Source organism: Arthrobacter sp. EpRS71 (assembly GCF_001512285.1).
GTDB lineage: Bacteria > Actinomycetota > Actinomycetes > Actinomycetales > Micrococcaceae > Arthrobacter.
On record NZ_LNUV01000003.1, the window covers coordinates 448,876 to 467,634 of the forward strand.

The following is an 18,759-nucleotide window of genomic DNA, read 5'->3' on the forward strand; positions in this document are numbered from 1 at the left end:
TTGGGACGGGTCCGTCGGGTAACCCCGGCGGACCCGTTCCGTTCCCTTTTCTACTTTCCAGGAGGAAGTCATGGCTGATCCCGCACGCGCTGCCAAGCTGGCACAGCGGATAAAGGTGGTTGTTGCTGAGGCCCTCGGACGCCGGGTCAAGGATCCGCGCGTCGAGTCCATCACGGTCACCGACGCCCGCGTCACCAACGACCTTCAGCACGCCACCATCTACTACACCGTTTTTGGTGACGATGTAGCCCAGGCAGATGCTGCCAGGGCCTTGGAGAAGGCCAAGGGTGTGCTGCGGCAGGAAGTCGGCCGCAACATCACTGTTCGCCTCACTCCCACCCTCGAGTTCGTGGCTGACCAGATCCCGGTCAATGCCTCCAACCTTGAGGAGCTGCTCCGTGAAGCCAAGCGTCGCGACGCTGAGGTGGCCGCTCTGGCCGCCAGCGCCAAGCACGCAGGCGAGGCAGACCCCTACAAGGGCGATGCCCCGGAGGACATCGACGAGGACGACTTCGACGAAGAGGACACAGACCTCTCCGGCGACAACGAGCTCGACGAAGACGCCAACCGCTGAAACTTCAGAGTTTTTGTACAGCTCATGCCCTTAAGAAGCGTTCTTAGGGGCATGAGCTGTCTTCAAACTCGCTATGATCGGGAGCATGTCGGCGCACAGTGCTCAGCAACGTGATGAATACCTGAACCTGGCCATCGAACTGGCCGTTCAGAACGTTTCCGACGGCGGCGGCCCCTTCGGCGCCGTGGTGGTCACCCCGGACGGGACTGTCCATGAGGGAGTGAACCGGGTGACGCGGGACCACGATCCCACGGCGCATGCCGAAGTGGTGGCGATTCGTCGTGCCGCGGCTGCCACCAAGAGCTTCGACCTCACGGGTTCCGTTCTCTACGCGAGTTGCGAGCCGTGCCCGCTCTGCTTGTCCGCCACGCTCTGGGCCAGGGTCGGGCGCGTCTACTTCGCGGCGGACCGGCATGGTGCGGCGAGGGCCGGCTTCGACGACGCCGTGTTCTATGAGTACTTCGCAGGCACCAGGCCTGAACTTCTGCCAGTGGAGCATGCCGCGTTGGCCGCCTCGGATGAACCTTTCGAGGCGTGGCGCAACCACACCCACCGGACGGCGTACTAAAGACCCGCGATGACTAGAGTTTCGCTGGGAGGCGGTTGACGCCGTCGAGCAGGTCTTGTTGGCCGCCGCAGAGGGCGATCCTGATCCATCCCTCGCCAATCGACCCGAACGCGGTGCCCGGCGCGAACGACACGCCTGATTCCGCCAGGAATTTACGCACCCAGGTCCGGACGTCCCCGCCGCTCACATGCGAGACGTCGGCCCATAAATAGAACGCTCCTTGAGCTCCAAGGAACCGGATTCCCTTTTCGGTCAGCACCGCTGATGCTGCGTCCCGGTTGCTTCGGTAGTGATCGCGGGCCCGGGAAACGTAGTCTTGTGGGCCTGTCAGCGCCGCCAGGGCGGCGTACTGCGAAGGCGACGCGACGCAGGACACGATTGATTCCATCACGTTGTTCATCTTCTGTTCCAACCCCGGCGGGCAGATCAGTGCACCGATCCGCAGGCCTGTGAGTCCGTAGGTCTTGGACAGCGTCAGGGATGTAAAGACCCGGGCTTCACCGGGGACTTCGCTGTCGAACCGCGCGGGACTGACGTGGGGGACATCGAACGTGAAGGCTTCATAGCACTCGTCCGAGATGATCCAGAGGTCGTGCCGGACTGCCAGCTCCACCAGCTTGCGGGTGGCCTTTTCACTGATCACGGCACCCAGGGGATTGGACGGGGAGTTCACCACGATCACGCGGGTCCGGTCGGTAATGAGGGCTTCGATGTCCTCAATATGCGGCTGGAAGTCGTTCTGCGGATACAGCGGGTACTGCACAGGTACGGCGTGCAGCAGCCGGCTGGTCATGACGAAGGTGGGGTAACCGGGGTTGGGAATGAGAATCTCATCGCCGGGGGAGAGGAGGAGGCTCATGGCAAAGTGCAGTCCCTGCTGGGCGCCGTCCACTACATAGACGCGCTCCGCGCCGATCTGCACCCCCTGCTGTGCCCGGAAACGAGCAGCAAAGGCTTCGCGGAGCGCAGGAATCCCGGCATTGGGTGTGTAGTTGGTCTCATCCCTGTCAAGGCAGGCGATGCCGGCGTCCAGGACATGCCGCGGGAGGGCAAAGCCGGGTTCGCCGATGCTCAGGACGATCGATCCGGGGGTCGTCCAGGCGGCTTCGGTGATTTCACGGATCTGGTTCACGGGGACGTCACGGACATGTGCGGCAAGCTCAGGCATGGGAGCCATCCTAGCCACCCATATACTGGTAAGCGTGCTTTCTGGACTGGTAATCGTTGACAAACCGCAGGGATGGACCAGCCATGATGTGGTTGGCCGGATGCGGCGGCTGGCTGGTACCCGGAAAGTGGGCCACGCGGGAACGCTGGATCCCATGGCTACCGGCGTGCTGGTGCTGGGCATCAATAAGGCAACGCGCCTGCTGACCTACATCGTGGGCACGTCAAAGACCTACACCGCCACCATCAGGTTGGGCGAGACCACCATCACCGACGACGCCGAAGGTGAGGTCACCGAAGCCCGCAGTGCTGCGGAGGTGACCGATGAGGCCATTGCCGCCGGCGTCGCCGCACTGACCGGGCCCATCCAGCAGGTCCCCAGCAGCGTGAGCGCCATCAAAGTCAACGGCGAACGCTCCTATGCCCGCGTCCGCTCTGGTGAAGAGGTCAAGCTCGCGGCCCGCCCGGTCACCATCCACCGCTTTGATATCCACTCCATCACCAGGATCGACGGCGGCAGGGTAATTGACGTCGACGTCACCGTGGAATGTTCGTCCGGCACGTACATCCGGGCCTTGGCGCGGGACCTCGGCCACGCACTCGAGGTCGGAGGGCACCTGACAGCCCTGCGCAGGACCCAGGTTGGCCCATATTCCCTTGATCAGGCCCGCACGCTGGAGGAACTGGCAGAAGAGCTCGAGGTTCTGGAGATGTCCTTGGCGGCACGCTCCCTGATGCCCAACCGGGAACTGAGCGAGGAAGAAACCACGGAGATCTCTTTCGGCCGCCGGATCGCTGCCGGACCGGGAGCAGGAACCCCGGATGCCGCCACGGCAGAGAATCCCGCCGCAGCGTTCGCGCCGTCAGGGGAGCTCGTGGCACTGTTGGCAGATACCGGCAGTTTTGCAAAACCCGTGCTGGTCTTTGCGCCGGGAACAGGAACCGGTTCAGCTGGGCAGGCGCAATAGGCATGGACGGATACTTTTACGCCATCCTCATCGTCGGATTGGTGTCCACCATCATGTGCATCGTGGCCGGTTTGATGAAGAAAGCCCCTAACGACCCCACCATCTTCTCGGTACTGGCTGTTGAGCTTGCCCTGGTGGTGTACCTGGTGGGTTCGATCGTCCGGGTGGCCATGGGTGAACAGATGGCAGGTGAAGCCTGGGAGTTCTGGGGCTACCTCATTGTTGCCATGATGATCCCGTTGGGGGCCGTCTATTGGGCCATCCTTGAGCGAACCCATTGGAGTAACTTCGTCCTTGCCGCTGTAGGCGTTACGGCGCTGGTGATGGCCGCCCGCATGAATCAGATCTGGTACTGACCTTGAAAGAAGAACACAACGTGACTGGAACCGAGACCAACCCGGCTAACCGGCAGCCGCAGCCCAAGGACACCCGGAACACCGGGCCTGGGCGCTTGCTGATTGCGGTCTACGCCATCTTCGCGTTGTCGGCGACGGCACGTGCCGGGTACCAGATCGCCACCAAGTTCGCCGAAGCGCCGTTGGCGCACATCCTCTCGGCCTTCGCCGCCGTCGTCTATATCGTGGCCACCATTTCGCTGGCGAAGCCCGGGCGGACCTGGTTCAAGGTTTCCTTGGCCGCTGTGCTCACTGAGCTTGTTGGTGTGCTGGTGGTGGGAGCGATCAGCCTCTTTGATCCCGTTGCGTTCCCGCACGATACTGTGTGGTCCCTGTTCGGACGCGGTTACGGCTTCGTCCCGTTGGTCCTGCCGGTCCTTGGCCTTCTGTGGCTCAATAAGCGCCGACCGTCCTGAGTCAAACACCCCAGCGGGTAACCTTAGAATGTTCCGGTGCCGGGAGGTTGCCGGGCGGAACGAACATCTGCAGTAAAAGGCGAGGTTGATGGTCCACATCTGGAACGATCCCACCGAAGTCCCCAAGGACTTCGGACCTACTGTCGTGACCATCGGGAACTTTGACGGTGTCCACCGGGGCCATCAACACGTTCTGGCGCAAGTGACGGGCACGGCCAAGCGGCACAACATCCCGTCGGTGGCCGTGACCTTCGATCCCCATCCCGCCCAGGTGCACAGGCCGGATTCTGCTCCGGAGCTGATCATGGGGCTTCAGGACAAGCTGGAAGCGCTCGGCCACACCGGAGTGGATGCTGTGCTGGTGATGAAGTACACCCTGGACCTCGCCGCGATGACCCCGTTGGAGTTTGTCCGTGAAATTCTTGTTGAGGGTCTGCACGCCGCACACCTTGTTGTAGGACATGACCTCCGCTTCGGCGCCGGCAATTCCGGCGACGTCGTCACCATGCAGGAGTTGGGCGCCCAGCTCGGCTTCGGGGTGCAGGTTGTCAACGAATACGGCGCGGGAGGCTTCCCCGTCCACGACGACGGCGACACCGACCGCCGCTGTTCCTCCACCTGGGTGCGGGAGGCTTTGAGCGAAGGCGATGTGGTGACTGCTGCTGCAGTATTGGGCCGCCCCCACAGGATGCGTGGGGAAGTGGTGCACGGAGCCGCCCGCGGGCGGGATCTTGGCTTCCCCACGGCAAACCTTTCCCACGATTCCACCGGTTATGTGCCCGCGGACGGCATTTATGCGGGGTGGCTGATCGATCAGGCCGGCACGCGCTGGCCCGCTGCCATTTCCGTTGGCTCCAACCCCACCTTTGACGGCGTCAGCCGGCAGGTGGAGGCACATGTGATCGATCGCCCCGAAGAGAACGTGGAAGACTTCGACCTCTACGGGCAAAACGTTGCCGTCGAATTTACGCAGCGGCTTCGTGGCATGGTGGCCTACCGTGGGCCGGAGGCGTTGGTCGAACAGATGTGCCTGGACGTAGCCCAAGCGCACGAGCTGTTGACCCGGCGCCAAGGGCATTTCGACAACACTGCTGACGTGCCGGTAAACTGATCACTGGATCCGGCTGCAGTCCGTGGCGGCTGGACCTGTTTTTGTGTGCGGCAACGTACCAAAGGCAACCCGTCAGCGAGGCGCTGCACCGGGAGGCACGGCACAACTCTAGGAGTTCACGTGGCACTTGACGCCGCTGTAAAGCAGTCCATCATCAAGGAATACGCAACCTCTGAAGGCGACACCGGTTCGCCCGAGGTTCAGGTTGCAGTCCTGACTCAGCGGATCAAGGATCTGACTGAGCACATGAAGGAGCACAAGCACGACTTCCACACCCAGCGCGGTCTGCTGGCCATGGTTGGTCGTCGCAAGCGCATGCTTTCCTACCTGAAGAACACTGACATCGCCCGCTACCGTGCGCTCATCGAGCGTCTCGGCCTGCGCCGCTAGTCTGCCTTTAGGGGCGGCCCGCTCCTTTCCGGAACGGGCCGCCTTCTTCACCAACAACTAAAAACAGGAATCAACCGCATCGCGCATTCGCGGTCCTCGGTAGTGATTCCCGGGAGAACCATCTGTGAGGATGGCGCCCGTGGATCTCGATCGATGACCGGGTGTAGTACAGGCCAGGAAAAAAGAAGAGGCCTGGGTTGATGTGGCGGACTTCCGCTAACAGAAACGGAGGTGACTCTCTATGGAGGGTCCCGAAATCCAGTTCTCCGAAGCCATTATTGACAACGGGCGTTTCGGCAAGCGAGTCATTCGCTTCGAAACCGGCCGCCTTGCCAAGCAGGCAGCCGGCGCGTCGATGGTTTACATCGACGAAGACACCGCACTGCTCTCGGCAACCACCGCAGGAAAGCAGCCGCGCGAAGGGTTCGACTTCTTCCCGCTGACGGTTGATGTTGAAGAGCGTATGTACGCTGCCGGCCGTATCCCGGGTTCGTTCTTCCGCCGCGAAGGCCGTCCCTCCACGGAAGCCATCCTGGCTTGCCGCCTGATGGACCGCCCGCTGCGTCCCGCCTTCGTGAAGGGCCTGCGCAACGAGGTCCAGATCGTCGTCACCGTGCTGGCGATCAACCCCGATGAGCTCTACGACGTCGTCGCCATCAACGCGTCCTCGATGTCCACGCAGCTTTCCGGCCTCCCGTTCTCCGGCCCGATCGGTGGCGTCCGCGTCGCCCTCATCGCCGACGAACAGGGTTCACAGTGGGTTGCTTTCCCCAAGCACTCACAGCTTGAGAACGCCGTCTTCAACATGGTTGTAGCCGGCCGCATCACCGGTGACGACGTCGCCATCATGATGGTTGAAGCCGAAGCCACGGACAACTCCTGGAACCTCATCAAGGAGCAGGGCGCCACCGCTCCCACCGAAGAAGTTGTTTCCGAGGGCCTCGAGGCTGCCAAGCCGTTCATCAAGGCACTCTGTGAAGCACAGGCAGACCTGGCAGCACGCGCCGCCAAGCCCACTGTCGAGTTCCCGGTATTCCTTGACTACCAGGACGACGTCTACGCCGCTGTTGAAGCCGCTGCTGCTGACAAGCTGGCCGCTGTCTTCCAGATCGCTGACAAGCAGGACCGCGATACCGCATCCGACGAGCTCAAGGACGAAGTCCTGGGCGCACTTGCCGGCCAGTTCGAAGGCCGCGAGAAAGAACTGTCCGCAGCGTTCCGCTCGGTCACCAAGCAGGTTGTGCGCCAGCGCATCCTCAAGGACCAGATCCGCATCGACGGCCGTGGCCTGACGGACATCCGCCAGCTCACCGCCGAGGTAGAGGTTCTTCCCCGCGTCCACGGTTCGGCCATCTTCGAGCGCGGCGAGACCCAGATCATGGGTGTCACCACGCTGAACATGCTCAAGATGGAACAGCAGATCGACTCGTTGTCGCCGGTGACGCGCAAGCGCTACATGCACAACTACAACTTCCCGCCGTACTCCACCGGTGAGACCGGCCGCGTCGGTTCCCCGAAGCGCCGCGAAATCGGCCACGGTGCTCTCGCCGAGCGCGCCCTGGTTCCGGTTCTGCCTACCCGTGAAGAGTTCCCGTACGCCATCCGTCAGGTATCCGAGGCGCTCAGCTCCAACGGTTCCACGTCCATGGGTTCGGTCTGTGCTTCGACCCTTTCCATGCTCAACGCCGGTGTGCCGCTGAAGGCCGCTGTTGCCGGTATCGCCATGGGCTTGGTTTCCGACCAGGTTGACGGCCAGACCCGCTACGCGGCGCTGACCGACATCCTCGGCGCCGAAGACGCCTTCGGCGACATGGACTTCAAGGTTGCCGGTACGTCCGAGTTCGTTACGGCTATCCAGCTGGACACCAAGCTCGACGGCATCCCCGCTTCCGTGCTGGCAGCAGCCCTGAAGCAGGCCCGCGAAGCCCGCCTCCACATCCTCGAGGTCATCAACGCAGCGATCGACACCCCGGATGAGCTCTCCGAGTTTGCCCCGCGCGTCATCGCCGTCAAGATCCCCGTGGACAAGATCGGCGAGGTCATTGGCCCCAAGGGCAAGATGATCAACCAGATCCAGGAAGACACGGGCGCGGACATCTCCATCGAAGATGACGGCACTGTCTACATCGGCGCCACCAACGGTCCGTCTGCCGACGCAGCACGTTCCGCCATCAACGCCATCGCCAACCCGCAGGTACCGGAAATCGGTGAGCGCTACCTGGGTACGGTCGTCAAGACCACTACCTTCGGTGCTTTCGTTTCCCTCACCCCGGGCAAGGACGGCCTGCTGCACATCTCCGAGCTCCGCAAGCTGGCTAACGGCAAGCGCGTGGACAACGTTGATGACGTCGTTTCCGTGGGCCAGAAGGTCCAGGTTGAGATCACCAAGATCGATGACCGCGGAAAGCTCTCCCTCTCCCCGGTGGTTGCCGAGGAAGAAGGCGCAGCCTCAGAGGATGCTCCGGCCGAGGCCGCTGAAGAGTCCGCAGAGTAGTCTGTAAGCATTACACCCGGCAGGGCCGGTGGGCTTGAAAGAGCTCCACCGGCCCTTCCGGCCTTAACCCTAAAACCTGAAAGGCCTTGATGACTGTCGTACCCTTGCCGCTGGTGCAAACCCTTCCCGGTGGCGAATTGATCCATGGTGCCGAGGGCGGTTCCGTCGTACGGCGCTCGGTCCTTCCTGGCGGCGTGCGCGTCCTGACCGAGGCGATGCCCGGCCAGCGTTCGGCCACCATTGGTTTCTGGGTGGCAGTGGGTTCGCGCGATGAAGCGGACGGCCAGCACGGTTCAACACACTTCCTTGAGCACCTGCTGTTCAAGGGCACCAAAAGGCGTACGGCCCTGGAGATCGCATCCGCTTTTGATGAGGTGGGCGGCGAATCCAATGCGGCTACAGCCAAGGAAAGCACCTGCTACTTCGCCCGTGTCCTGGACACGGACCTCCCCATGGCCATTGATGTCATCGCCGACATGATCACGGGCGCGGTCCTTGATCCTGCCGAACTGGAGCAGGAACGCGACGTCATCCTTGAGGAAATCGCCATGGACAGCGATGACCCCACGGACGTGGCCCATGAGAAGTTCGTGGCTGCCGTCCTCGGCAACCACCCGCTGGCACGCCCCATCGGGGGAACGCCCGATGCCATCAAAGCAGTGTCAAGGGATTCGGTGTGGTCGCACTATCAGCGCTACTACCGCCCGGAGGAACTGGTCATTACCGCTGCCGGCGGGCTGGATCACGACGTCGTCTGCCAACTGGTTCTGGATGCCCTGAGGGCTGCCGGCTGGCAGCTCGATGCGGAAGCTGCGCCAGTAAATCGCCGGGGTACTGACCGTGCAGTGATCACGGGCACCTCGGGCCTGCATGTGGTCAAGCGTCCGGTGGAGCAGGCCAACATCATCATGGGTTGCCCCACGATCGTGGCTACCGACGACCGCCGCTTTGTCATGAGTGTGCTCAATGCCGTTCTGGGCGGTGGCATGTCCTCACGCCTGTTCCAGGAGATCCGTGAAAAGCGCGGGCTGGTGTACTCCACGTACTCGTTTACTGCAGCGTATGCGGACGCCGGGTACTTCGGGATGTACGCCGGATGCACGCCTTCCAAGGTCCGCCAGGTGTTGGAACTCCTGGGCCTTGAATTGGACAAGCTGGCAAAGGAAGGCATCACTGACGAAGAGCTCCGAAAAGCTGTGGGTCAGCTCAGCGGTGGCATTGTCCTTGCGCTTGAGGACACGGGCTCGCGGATGTCGCGGCTTGGCCGGGCGGAATTGGTGTCCGGGGAGTTCCAGGACATTGATGAGACCCTGGCCCGCATCAAGGCGGTCACGGTGGAGGACGTTCAAGACCTGGCCCGCGAACTCGCAGCGGCGCCCCGCACCATCACCGTTGTTGGTCCCTTCGAGGAAACCGAAACTTTCGGCCTTTAGGTTCCCGTCCGGAATCTCTGGACTCCCGCACTGTCAACAGGGCAGCATGATCTCACGATGATGCTGCCCTGATGACATTGGAGACCTGATGGATGTGCCCCCAAGCGGCCATGCCGCGGAGATGCTGCGGGAGTTCCTGGGCCATTGGCGGGGCATCACGGAGCTCGCCGCGTCACCGTGGGCACCTGCGCGGACTGCTGAGGCCGAAACGGTGTTTACCAAGGCGGCCGGCGGATATGCGGTGGTTCAGAGTTACCGGCACCGCGAAGCGGACGGCACGCATTTCGAAGGCCATGGGATGTTCACCGTTGATCGGGACCATGGTGACACGCTGTGGTACTACGTTGACAGCCTGGGGCGGACGCCGGCCAGCCCGGTTCGCGGGACCTGGCATGCAGGTACGTTGACTCTGGACAGGAGAACTGCCGACGGCGTGGCCCGGCATTCGTTCCGGGTTGAGGACGACGTTCTGGTGCACACTGCAGACCTGAGGCTCGAAGGAACGGCCGGGTACAGCCCGTTGCTGAAGAGTGTGTTCAGGAAAGCCTGAGTTTCAGCCCCCGGCGAAGGGCGGCAGGACGTCAATCACGTCATCATGTCCCAGGGGAGCCGTGCGGTCCCGCACGGCCACCTCGTTGCGAAGGAAACTGCTGCGCGCCACGATTCTGGCGAGCGTCGGGGTACCTTCGGGAGGCACTGGACGTTCGACGGCGAGGGCCGCTTCCAGCAGCGCCTCAAGGCTGGTGCCTTCCGGCAGGACGTGACGTTCTTCTTCGACCCCAGCGGCCGCGCGCGCGGCAGCGAAGTAACGGACAAGCAAGGGTTCAGCCTCCGATTGCGCTCATGCTGCGGTCCGGCTGGACGAAGTCCGCTGCGCCGAGACCGGTGTGATCCATGCCGTGGGCCTTGGGCTTGATCCACATGGCATCTTGCCACCGCGATGCCAGTTCGTCGTCCGTGGCGCCTCCACGAAGGAGTCCCAGGAGATCGAATTCTTCGCGGGAGAAAAGGCAGCTCATAATTTTCCCCTCCGCAGTGATGCGGGTGCGGCGACAATCGGAGCAGAACGGCTCGGTGACCGAGGCGATGATGCCGACTGTACCGAGGACCGGACCTGTGGCATCCCCTGTTGCCGTGTCACGGCGTCGTACTTCAAAGCGTTCGGCCGGGGCGCCGTCCCTCTCCCGGGGGTCCGTGCCCAGCACATAGTCGCGGGAGAGCAGTTCTCGAATCTCGGCGGCCGTGATCATGTTGCGCCGGGTCCACCCGTGGTCTGCGTCCAAGGGCATTTGCTCGATGAAGCGGAGTTCGTAGCCGCGGCCCAGTGCCCACGCCAGAAGATCCGGGGATTCGGCGTCGTTGATGCCGCGCATGAGTACCGCGTTCAGTTTCACCGGGCCCAACCCGGCTGCCCAAGCGGCATCCACGCCGGCCAGGACACGGTCCAGGAAAGGGCGCCGGGTGAGTTTGGTGAAGGTCTCCTCGTGGAGGGAATCAAGCGAGACGTTGATCCGGGTGAGGCCGGCGGCCTTCAAAGCTGCAGCCTTCTTATCCAGTCCCACGCCGTTGGTGGTCATGGAGATGGGGAGGTCCGGGTGGTCCGCGCGGATACCGGCAATGATGTCCACCAAGTCGGCGCGCACCAAAGGCTCACCGCCGGTGAGCCGGAGCTCCCGTACGCCCAAGGAGTTAACGCCGATGCGGACGATGCGGACTATTTCGTCCTTGGTCATCACCGCTTGCTTCGAGAGCCATTCCAGTCCCTCGGCAGGCATGCAGTAGGTACAGCGCAGGTTGCACTTGTCCGTCAGGGACAGACGCATATCCGTTGCGCGTCTGCCATAGCGGTCCCACAGTCCGGTGGGGGTGCCTGCTGGACGTGGAGGCGGACTTGCCACGCCGCTTTCCGTGCTGCCCGTGGCGCCGCCCGAAGGGGGCACCGGCATGCCTAGCTGAACACTCATAAATTCAGGCTACGCCACCATGGCTGGATCAGTGACACCAGTTACAGTCAAACAGTTCTTACGGATTCCATACGCTTGTGCCCTCGGTGCCTGGATTGCGTGCCCCGCACCGTCAGCAAACCTATGCTGAAAGCGTGACCACAAATTCGGCAGCACCAGCGGAGCCCGGAAATCGTAGGATCCTGCTGGTAGAGGATGAGCAGACCATTGCTGACGTCGTCCGTGACTACCTGCTAAAAGCGGGCTTCCAAGTGGACATGGCGGGGGATGGCTTTACCGCCCTCGAGCTTGCAGCGTCCCGGCAACCAGATCTTGTGATTCTGGACCGTATGCTCCCGGGACTGGACGGTGTTGAGGTCTGCCGCCGGCTCCGTCAAAGCATGAGTGTACCGGTCATCATGGTCACAGCTCTGGGAACCGAGGACGACCGGATTCTGGGCCTGGAGATGGGTGCGGACGACTACGTCACCAAACCCTTTTCCCCACGTGAACTGGTCCTCCGGGTGAAGTCGGTATTGCGCCGGAGCATCAAGGAGTTCACTCCGGAGCCGCCCGTGGAGGCTGCGGGACTCGAACTCGATCCTGCCTCCCGCACTGTGACGCACCGAGGAGTGCCCTTGGCGTTGACGGTCCGCGAGTTCGACCTCCTGGCCTTCCTGATGCGAAGGCCCCACCAGGTCTTCAGCAGGGAAGAACTCATCAAAGCCGTGTGGGGCTGGGACTTTGGTGACCTGTCCACTGTCACGGTCCACGTCCGGCGCCTGCGGGAGAAGATCGAAGCCAATCCCACCAAACCCGAACTCCTCAAGACTGTGTGGGGTGTTGGCTACCGTTTCGATGGCAGGCGGTCCGAGACGGGCAATGCGCGCCCCGGCAGTAGAGAGGGCGGCTATGGAAGGCAGTGAGCTGTGGACCATCCTGGCGTGGGTCCTGTTCTGGGCCGTTCTCATCGGGGTCGCCACCTGGGTGCTTCTCAGGCTGCTTCGCCGGGCTTCGGTACTCGCACAGATCTGTTTGATAGTGGTGGCCACGGTTGCCGTGCTGGTGGCAGGAATGGTCAGTGCTTTCAACGCGATGTTCATTTCCGCGAGGGACCTCGAAGTCATGTGGTACATCCTGGCCACTGCATCGGCTGTAGCCGTGGCGTTGTCCTTGATGCTCGGTGCCGGTGTCTCCAGGAACGCGGCCCGCCTGGTGGACGCGGCCCGACGCCTTGGGCGTGGCGAGACCTTGGAACACACCGATGCAGAGGGACGGGGGAGCGCTCCCGCCATGACGTCCGAACTCGCCGAGCTGGCCCAGGAACTTGAGGCCAGCAGCCGGAGCCTGGCCGAATCGCGTCGCCGGGAAGCCGCCATTGAGACGGCCCGGCGCGAACTGGTGTCATGGATATCCCATGACCTCCGGACACCCCTGGCCAGCATGCGCGCCATGACCGAAGCCCTTGAAGACGGAATGGCATCAGATGTGCAGGGCTACTACCGGAAGATCATCGGGCAGACAGAGCAGATGACGGCCATGGTAAACGACCTCTTGGAACTGTCCAAGATCCAGGCGGGCACTCTCCGCCTGCGGGCTGAACCGTTGGACCTCTATGACCTCGTCAGCGATGCGATCTCGGACTTGTCGCCGCTGGCGGCCCAACGTGGCATCAGGCTCGACGGCGGCGGGGACCGGGAGTGCATGGCAGTTGCCGACGGGCCCAGCCTCGCCCGGGCCGTGCGGAACATACTGCTCAACGCCATCATCTACAGCAGGCCGGACAGCGTGGTCCACATCAGCGTGGGACGGGACGGCGTGGGACTCTCCGGCGGAAACGCCGTGATCGCCGTTGAAGATCGTTGCGGCGGCATCCCGGACGAAGACCTCCCGCACTTGTTCGAAACGGGCTGGCAGAAAGACCCCGCCCGTCGCACCACCCAAGAACTGCACGGCAGTTACAGCGGTGCCGGCATCGGCCTCAGCATGGTGGCAGGCATCGTCAAGGCACATGGGGGATCGGTCACCGTGGACAACGTCGACGGCGGTTGCCGCTTTGCGTTGTCACTGCCAGCTGGGGCACCCCCAGCGGAATCATCGATGTCATCCATGACTCCTACCCATCAAGTCATCGCAACTGACAACCGCCCTGGAGGCATCTCATGAGTACGCTCGCGCCCGGTACAACCCAGCATCGGCGCAGCCTGGGCAAGCCTACGCTGTGGGCAGCAGCCGCCGGCGTGGCAGCCGGCGCTGCCGGGATCGCGGCCGGTGAACTGACAGCCGGTCTCCTGAGCCCGCTGGTCTCGCCCGTTACTGCCCTTGGTGGCGCGGTGATCGATGCCGTGCCGCCGGGAGTCAAGGATCTGGCAGTGCAGTTATTCGGTACCGCTGACAAGATCGTGCTGGTGGCTTGCATCGTGGGAGTCGCTGGAGTTCTGGCGGCGCTTGCTGGTGTCCTGGAACGTCGCCGGCCCGGTTGGGGACTGGCACTCGCCGGACTGGCAGGCGCCGCGGGACTGAGCGCCGTCGTGACCCGGGCCCAAACCAGCCCGCAAGCGGCCCTTGCACCAATCGTCGCCGCAGTGGTCACCATCATGCTGCTGCGGATGCTCGTGCGACGACTCTCCACGTGGGCACCGTCGCACGACGCCCAGGGGCCGGAGCGGGCGCCACTGGCCCGGCGAAGTTTTTTGAACGCCTTGGCGGGGACTTCGCTTGCCGCCGTCGTGGCCGGAACGGTCACCGCTGTCCTCACCAGGGCCACAGCGGTTGCCTCAGGTTTCCGGGGTTCCATGACGCTCCCGGAATCCGCCACGCCGGCACAATCCATCCCGGCAGGGGCATCCCTGTCCGTGGACGGCATCAGTCCTTTGGTCACCCCGAATGCGGACTTCTACAGAATAGATACCGCTTTGACGGTGCCCGCCATCGATCCCCCTGCCTGGAGGCTGAAGGTCACCGGCATGGTGGAACGCGAGGTGGACATCGACTTTGCCACGCTCCTCGCCAAGCCCATGACGGAACGGCACATCACCATCGCCTGTGTGTCCAACAACGTAGGTGGCGACCTCATTGGAAACGCCCTCTGGCTGGGCTGGCCCGTCCGGGAACTGCTGGCCATGGCAGGACCCAAAGCCGGTGCGGACATGGTCCTGTCCACCAGCAACGACGGCTGGACAGCCAGCACTCCCTTGGAAGCCCTCACCGATGACCGCGACGCCCTCCTGGCCGTCGGCATGAACGGTGAGCCGCTCCCGCTCGAACACGGATTCCCCGTGCGGATGATCGTGCCAGGACTCTACGGCTTCGTCTCCGCCACCAAATGGTTGACGGAACTGAAAGTCACACGCTTCGCTGACGACACCGCGTACTGGACGCCCAGGGGCTGGAGTGATCACGGACCCATCAAGACCCAATCACGGATCGATGTACCCCGCAGCGGCCGCAGCGTCCAAGCGGGCATGGTGCAATTCGGCGGTGTGGCGTGGGCCCAGCACAGGGGCATCAACCGGGTGGAGCTCCGCGTCAATCGCGGACCATGGCAGCAGGCAACGCTCGCCGGCGCGATCTCCACAGACACCTGGTATCAATGGCAGCTGAGCATCGACCTCACCCCAGGCGACTACGAAGTCCAGGTCCGGGCCACGGACTCCACCGGTGTTCCACAAACCGAAGACAAAGCACCGGTAGCTCCCGATGGCGCCACCGGCTATCACACCATCAACGTCAAAGTGAGCTGAGGCCCTAGTCTGGGTACGTCCGGAGAATTCACCGGAAGCCAGCGTGTCCACACAGGAGGATGTCCGTGCCCAAATCTGTTGCAGCCCACCGCCAGGCAGTGGTGGAGCTGCTGACCGGCGTCCTTGCGGGCAAAGGAAACATCACGCTTCCTTTGCTGGACGCGCTGGGCAAGGCGCTCGCCGTGGACGTCTACGCGCCACTTTCCCTGCCCCCGTTCGCCAACTCCCAAATGGACGGATTCGCCGTCCGCTCAGCAGATATCCCCGACGGCGGCGCGGAGCTCCGGGTAGCGGCGCCGGTTCCGGCAGGTGCCGCGCCGGCGGCACTCAAGCCCGGCTTCGCCGCCCCCATCATGACCGGGGCCATGATCCCGGAGGGGGCCGACGCCGTCGTGCCCATTGAAAAGGCGACGCCGGGCACTTTCCCGGAGCCTGCCGCAGAAGAAGCTGTGGTGGAACTACCTCCGGTGGCTCCAGGCACCTATATCCGGGACAGTGGCAGCGACATCAGCAGCGGTGCCTTGGCGTTGGCCGCCGGCACCCGGATGGGACCAGCCCAACTGGGCTTGTTGGCAGCCTTGGGCCTGACCACCGTTGACGTCCGGCGGCCGTGCCGCGTCCTCCTGGTCACCACCGGTGATGAGGTGGTGGAGCCGGGGGCTGAACTCACGTCCGGCAAGATCTTCGACTCCAACGGAACCTTGCTCGAAGCGTCCATGCGACAGGCCGGCCTCGATGTGGTTCGCGCCGGGATTTCCGACGACGAGCCCTCCAAGCTGCTGGCGGTCCTCCGCCACCACACCGCGCCTGCGGACAGCCGCGTGGATCTCATTGTCACCACCGGGGGAGTGAGCAAGGGCGCCTACGAAGTAGTCCGGCAAGCCATGGCTGATCAGCCGGTGGATTTCCTTCCGGTGGCCATGCAGCCTGGCGGACCCCAGGGATTAGGCATCTTTGAGGGCGTTCCCTTCCTTGGCTTTCCGGGAAACCCCGTCAGCTGCCTGGTCTCCTTCGAGATGTTTCTCCGGCCGGCCCTTTCGCTGGTGCTGGGAACCCCGGCGCCGCGGCAGGTGCTCAGGGCACGCTTGGTCGAACCGCTGACTTCCCCGGAGGGCAAGCATCAGGTCCGTCGCGGGACCGTGGACGCTGATGGATTGGTCCGGATGGAGGGCGGGGCAGGTTCGCACCTGGTCCACTCCCTGGCGAAGGCCAACGCACTGGTACAGATTCCCGGCGGCGTCACGGAACTCGCCGAAGGGGACGAAGTGGAAGTATGGATGTTGTGAACCACACTTCCGAAAATTCCGGTGGCCTGACCCACCTCAGGCAGGACGGCACCGCGCAGATGGTGGACGTCTCTCAAAAAGCCGTCACTACTCGTGTTGCGACTGCCACGGCCACTGTCCGCAGCACGCCCGCGGTGCTGGCCCTGCTGGGTGCCGGCGAGCTGCCCAAGGGCGATGCCCTCGCCGTGGCGCGCGTCGCGGGGATCATGGCGGCAAAGAAGACCCCCGATCTGATTCCGTTGTGCCATCCGTTGCCGATCTCCAAGGTCACCGTGGACTTTGAGCTGGACACCGACTCGATTGGCATCCTGGCAACGGTCAAGACCAAAGGCGTGACCGGCGTCGAAATGGAAGCCCTGACGGCGGCCTCGGTTGCGGCCTTGAGCGTCTACGACATGATCAAGGCCGTGGACAAGCATGCAGTGCTGACCGATATACGGGTCTTGGCCAAGAGCGGCGGAAAAAGCGGGGACTGGGACGTCTCCGGAGTATCAACGCCACGTGAGGCCGGCGAGTGAGTGCGTGCGAGCCGAACACGCTGCGGAAAGCCGGCGTCGTGATCGCGTCAACCCGTGCGGCCGCGGGAGTCTACGCCGATGAGACAGGTCCGATCATCCTCGATTGGCTCAGCGAGCACGGCTTCGATACGTTCCCCACCATGGTGGTGCCGGACGGTGAGCCTGTTGGAGCTGCCCTGAGAGCGCTCCTGACACAGGAACCCGCCGTGATTATCACCAGCGGAGGAACGGGCCTTAGCCCGGATGACCGTACGCCCGACATGACCCTGCCGCTCCTGGAACGTGAGATTCCGGGCATCATGGAGGGCATTCGGCGCGCCGGTGCTGCCAAAACCCCCATGGCCATGCTGAGCCGTGGCCACGCCGGGGCGGCCGGCAGCACGTTCATCATCAACCTGCCCGGATCCCCGAAAGGCGTCATGGACGGATTGGCTGTCCTGGACCCTTTGATCGGGCATCTCTGTGAGCAATTGGAAGGAAACCATGGGCACTGAAACAAACTTTGCAGTGATCAGCGCTGTTCTCAGCGCCGAGCCCATTTCCGTGGACCAAGCCATCGCGGCTGTTGAATCGGACACAGCGGGTGCGGTTGTCAGCTTCAGCGGCGTTGTCCGAAATCACGACGGCGGCAAGGCCGTGGACCGGCTGAGCTACAGTGCCCATCCCACCGCGCATCAGGTGATGTCAGACGTTGTGGCGCAGCTGGTGGCCGAGCACTCCGGAGAAGCTGCCCAACCTGTGCGGATCTGGGCAGCGCACCGGATCGGCATGCTGGAGATCGGGGACCCCGCCCTGGTGTGTGCGGTTGCTGCTGCCCACCGCGGTCAGGCGTTTGCTGTGTGCGCCGAGCTCGTGGACCGGGTCAAAGAGCAGGTCCCCATTTGGAAGGAACAGTTCTTCACGGACGGCACTGTGGAATGGGTGGGAGCAGGGGAGTAGGCCGGAGTAACGGTTCCTGCCGGGCTCCGGCCCGGCGGTAGGGTTAACGGCATGACCGAACAACTTGCTGTTGCAGTGCTGGGCGCCCACGGGCGCATGGGAATGGAAGCCGTTAAGGCTGTTGACGCAGCCGAAGACATGAAGCTGGTGGCCGCTTTGGGTCGCGGCGATTCCTTGGAGAAACTGCTCGACGCCGGTGCACAGTACGTTGTTGACCTGACCGTTCCGGACACCACCGAAACCAACGTCCGGTTCGCCGTCGAGCACGGGATCCACGCCGTGGTAGGTACCACTGGCTGGGATGCCCAACGCCTTGAATCCTTGCGTAGCCTCCTGGAGCAGAATCCGGCCACCGGTGTCCTGATCGCGCCGAACTTCGCCCTTGGTTCCGTGCTCGCGTCCGCCTTCGCGGCGAAGGCTTCGCAATACTTCGAGTCCGTGGAAATCATCGAACTGCACCACCCCAACAAGGTTGATGCTCCCTCCGGCACCGCTGTGCGCACAGCGCAGCTGATCGCCGAAGCCCGCCAGGATGCCGGCGTCCCGGCGAGCCCGGATGCCACTGAAACATCCTTGGACGGTGCCCGGGGCTGCGATGTGGACGGTGTCCGTGTACACAGTGTTCGCCTCCGTGGCCTGGTGGCCCACCAGGAGGTGCTTTTCGGTGGCCCCGGCGAGCAGCTGACGTTGCGGCACGACTCCTTCGACCGCGCCTCCTTCATGCCGGGTGTCCTCCTGGGGCTCCGCAAAGTTGCGGCCAACCCCGGCCTCACCGTGGGCTTGGATGGCTACCTGGACTTGGGGCTCTAAGACC

The 18,759-nt window shown here is 63.4% G+C and carries 21 protein-coding genes; 18 read left to right on the plus strand and 3 right to left on the minus strand.

The window, feature by feature from the left end; translation table 11 throughout:
* The first annotated feature begins 70 nt into the window (after nucleotides 1-70).
* Both rbfA and AR689_RS04855 read left to right on the plus strand, forming a co-directional pair.
* Nucleotides 71-574, plus strand: coding sequence for a 30S ribosome-binding factor RbfA (rbfA, locus tag AR689_RS04850; RefSeq protein ID WP_062067557.1), 504 nt, complete (start codon nucleotides 71-73; stop codon nucleotides 572-574).
* Nucleotides 575-659: 85 nt separating this feature from the next.
* Nucleotides 660-1,142: a nucleoside deaminase gene (locus AR689_RS04855; protein ID WP_062068617.1), complete on the plus strand. Its 483-nt coding sequence runs from the start codon at nucleotides 660-662 to the stop codon at nucleotides 1,140-1,142.
* Nucleotides 1,143-1,155: 13 nt separating this feature from the next.
* Here the strand turns inward: AR689_RS04855 and AR689_RS04860 are convergent, their stop codons facing one another.
* Nucleotides 1,156-2,310: a pyridoxal phosphate-dependent aminotransferase gene (locus AR689_RS04860; protein WP_197412807.1), complete on the minus strand. Its 1,155-nt coding sequence runs from the start codon at nucleotides 2,308-2,310 to the stop codon at nucleotides 1,156-1,158.
* Between the two features lie 34 nt (nucleotides 2,311-2,344).
* Between AR689_RS04860 and truB the strand changes: the two genes are divergently transcribed.
* From truB to AR689_RS04900, 8 genes are all read left to right on the plus strand, one after another.
* The gene (gene truB, locus AR689_RS04865; protein WP_197412808.1) at nucleotides 2,345-3,277 is read left to right on the plus strand and encodes a tRNA pseudouridine(55) synthase TruB; all 933 of its coding nucleotides are present in this window, start codon (nucleotides 2,345-2,347) and stop codon (nucleotides 3,275-3,277) included.
* A 2-nt stretch (nucleotides 3,278-3,279) separates the two neighbouring features.
* Nucleotides 3,280-3,633, plus strand: a complete 354-nt coding sequence (locus AR689_RS04870) for a hypothetical protein (RefSeq protein ID WP_024820337.1) — start codon at nucleotides 3,280-3,282, stop codon at nucleotides 3,631-3,633.
* Between the two features lie 2 nt (nucleotides 3,634-3,635).
* On the plus strand, nucleotides 3,636-4,088 hold the full coding sequence (locus tag AR689_RS04875; protein WP_062067563.1) for a hypothetical protein: 453 nt from the start codon (nucleotides 3,636-3,638) through the stop codon (nucleotides 4,086-4,088).
* A gap of 88 nt (nucleotides 4,089-4,176) precedes the next feature.
* Nucleotides 4,177-5,199 carry a bifunctional riboflavin kinase/FAD synthetase gene (locus tag AR689_RS04880; RefSeq protein WP_062067566.1) on the plus strand — a complete coding sequence of 341 codons (1,023 nt, stop codon included), beginning with the start codon at nucleotides 4,177-4,179 and terminating at the stop codon, nucleotides 5,197-5,199.
* 120 nt (nucleotides 5,200-5,319) lie between these two features.
* A complete protein-coding gene (gene rpsO / locus AR689_RS04885) occupies nucleotides 5,320-5,589 on the plus strand; it encodes a 30S ribosomal protein S15 (protein ID WP_017198030.1) in 270 nt (89 codons plus the stop codon).
* Between the two features lie 241 nt (nucleotides 5,590-5,830).
* A complete protein-coding gene (locus tag AR689_RS04890; RefSeq protein WP_062067569.1) occupies nucleotides 5,831-8,083 on the plus strand; it encodes a polyribonucleotide nucleotidyltransferase in 2,253 nt (750 codons plus the stop codon).
* 89 nt (nucleotides 8,084-8,172) lie between these two features.
* A complete protein-coding gene (locus tag AR689_RS04895) occupies nucleotides 8,173-9,516 on the plus strand; it encodes a M16 family metallopeptidase (RefSeq protein WP_062067572.1) in 1,344 nt (447 codons plus the stop codon).
* A gap of 88 nt (nucleotides 9,517-9,604) precedes the next feature.
* Nucleotides 9,605-10,066, plus strand: a complete 462-nt coding sequence (locus tag AR689_RS04900; protein ID WP_062067579.1) for a DUF1579 family protein — start codon at nucleotides 9,605-9,607, stop codon at nucleotides 10,064-10,066.
* A 3-nt stretch (nucleotides 10,067-10,069) separates the two neighbouring features.
* Here the strand turns inward: AR689_RS04900 and AR689_RS04905 are convergent, their stop codons facing one another.
* Entirely contained in the window at nucleotides 10,070-10,336 is a 267-nt protein-coding gene (locus AR689_RS04905; RefSeq protein ID WP_062067582.1) for a MoaD/ThiS family protein, read from the minus strand.
* A gap of 4 nt (nucleotides 10,337-10,340) precedes the next feature.
* The gene (moaA, locus tag AR689_RS04910; RefSeq protein ID WP_197412809.1) at nucleotides 10,341-11,480 is read right to left on the minus strand and encodes a GTP 3',8-cyclase MoaA; all 1,140 of its coding nucleotides are present in this window, start codon (nucleotides 11,478-11,480) and stop codon (nucleotides 10,341-10,343) included.
* Between the two features lie 134 nt (nucleotides 11,481-11,614).
* On the opposite strand from moaA, the gene AR689_RS04915 reads away from it, so the two are divergent.
* From AR689_RS04915 to dapB, 8 genes are read left to right on the plus strand one after another with little or no spacing between them, the layout of a single operon-like run.
* The gene (locus AR689_RS04915; protein ID WP_062068621.1) at nucleotides 11,615-12,385 is read left to right on the plus strand and encodes a response regulator transcription factor; all 771 of its coding nucleotides are present in this window, start codon (nucleotides 11,615-11,617) and stop codon (nucleotides 12,383-12,385) included.
* A complete protein-coding gene (locus tag AR689_RS04920) occupies nucleotides 12,372-13,625 on the plus strand; it encodes a sensor histidine kinase (RefSeq protein WP_062067586.1) in 1,254 nt (417 codons plus the stop codon). Before AR689_RS04915 ends, AR689_RS04920 begins: the two co-directional genes overlap by 14 nt.
* The gene (locus AR689_RS04925) at nucleotides 13,622-15,202 is read left to right on the plus strand and encodes a molybdopterin-dependent oxidoreductase (protein ID WP_062067588.1); all 1,581 of its coding nucleotides are present in this window, start codon (nucleotides 13,622-13,624) and stop codon (nucleotides 15,200-15,202) included. Before AR689_RS04920 ends, AR689_RS04925 begins: the two co-directional genes overlap by 4 nt.
* 59 nt (nucleotides 15,203-15,261) lie before the next feature.
* Entirely contained in the window at nucleotides 15,262-16,488 is a 1,227-nt protein-coding gene (locus AR689_RS04930) for a molybdopterin molybdotransferase MoeA (RefSeq protein WP_062067590.1), read from the plus strand.
* Entirely contained in the window at nucleotides 16,476-17,006 is a 531-nt protein-coding gene (gene moaC, locus AR689_RS04935) for a cyclic pyranopterin monophosphate synthase MoaC (RefSeq protein WP_062067592.1), read from the plus strand. Before AR689_RS04930 ends, moaC begins: the two co-directional genes overlap by 13 nt.
* Complete coding sequence (locus tag AR689_RS04940) at nucleotides 17,003-17,500, plus strand: MogA/MoaB family molybdenum cofactor biosynthesis protein (RefSeq protein WP_062067594.1); 498 nt, start codon at nucleotides 17,003-17,005, stop codon at nucleotides 17,498-17,500. Before moaC ends, AR689_RS04940 begins: the two co-directional genes overlap by 4 nt.
* Nucleotides 17,490-17,945: a molybdenum cofactor biosynthesis protein MoaE gene (locus tag AR689_RS04945; RefSeq protein WP_062067597.1), complete on the plus strand. Its 456-nt coding sequence runs from the start codon at nucleotides 17,490-17,492 to the stop codon at nucleotides 17,943-17,945. The genes AR689_RS04940 and AR689_RS04945 overlap by 11 nt, the downstream gene beginning before the upstream one ends.
* Nucleotides 17,946-17,996: 51 nt before the next feature.
* Nucleotides 17,997-18,755, plus strand: a complete 759-nt coding sequence (dapB, locus tag AR689_RS04950; protein ID WP_062067600.1) for a 4-hydroxy-tetrahydrodipicolinate reductase — start codon at nucleotides 17,997-17,999, stop codon at nucleotides 18,753-18,755.
* Nucleotides 18,756-18,759 lie beyond the last annotated feature (4 nt).

Coding starts and splice junctions, on each gene's coding strand:
- rbfA (WP_062067557.1), top strand. CDS start 71: ATGGCTGATCCCGCACGCGCTGCCAAGCTGGCACAGCGGATAAAGGTG.
- AR689_RS04855 (WP_062068617.1), top strand. CDS start 660: ATGTCGGCGCACAGTGCTCAGCAACGTGATGAATACCTGAACCTGGCC.
- AR689_RS04860 (WP_197412807.1), bottom strand. CDS start 2,310: ATGCCTGAGCTTGCCGCACATGTCCGTGACGTCCCCGTGAACCAGATC.
- AR689_RS04870 (WP_024820337.1), top strand. CDS start 3,280: ATGGACGGATACTTTTACGCCATCCTCATCGTCGGATTGGTGTCCACC.
- AR689_RS04880 (WP_062067566.1), top strand. CDS start 4,177: ATGGTCCACATCTGGAACGATCCCACCGAAGTCCCCAAGGACTTCGGA.
- AR689_RS04890 (WP_062067569.1), top strand. CDS start 5,831: ATGGAGGGTCCCGAAATCCAGTTCTCCGAAGCCATTATTGACAACGGG.
- AR689_RS04895 (WP_062067572.1), top strand. CDS start 8,173: ATGACTGTCGTACCCTTGCCGCTGGTGCAAACCCTTCCCGGTGGCGAA.
- AR689_RS04900 (WP_062067579.1), top strand. CDS start 9,605: ATGGATGTGCCCCCAAGCGGCCATGCCGCGGAGATGCTGCGGGAGTTC.
- moaA (WP_197412809.1), bottom strand. CDS start 11,480: ATGAGTGTTCAGCTAGGCATGCCGGTGCCCCCTTCGGGCGGCGCCACG.
- AR689_RS04920 (WP_062067586.1), top strand. CDS start 12,372: ATGGAAGGCAGTGAGCTGTGGACCATCCTGGCGTGGGTCCTGTTCTGG.
- AR689_RS04925 (WP_062067588.1), top strand. CDS start 13,622: ATGAGTACGCTCGCGCCCGGTACAACCCAGCATCGGCGCAGCCTGGGC.
- AR689_RS04930 (WP_062067590.1), top strand. CDS start 15,262: ATGTCCGTGCCCAAATCTGTTGCAGCCCACCGCCAGGCAGTGGTGGAG.
- moaC (WP_062067592.1), top strand. CDS start 16,476: ATGGATGTTGTGAACCACACTTCCGAAAATTCCGGTGGCCTGACCCAC.
- AR689_RS04945 (WP_062067597.1), top strand. CDS start 17,490: ATGGGCACTGAAACAAACTTTGCAGTGATCAGCGCTGTTCTCAGCGCC.
- dapB (WP_062067600.1), top strand. CDS start 17,997: ATGACCGAACAACTTGCTGTTGCAGTGCTGGGCGCCCACGGGCGCATG.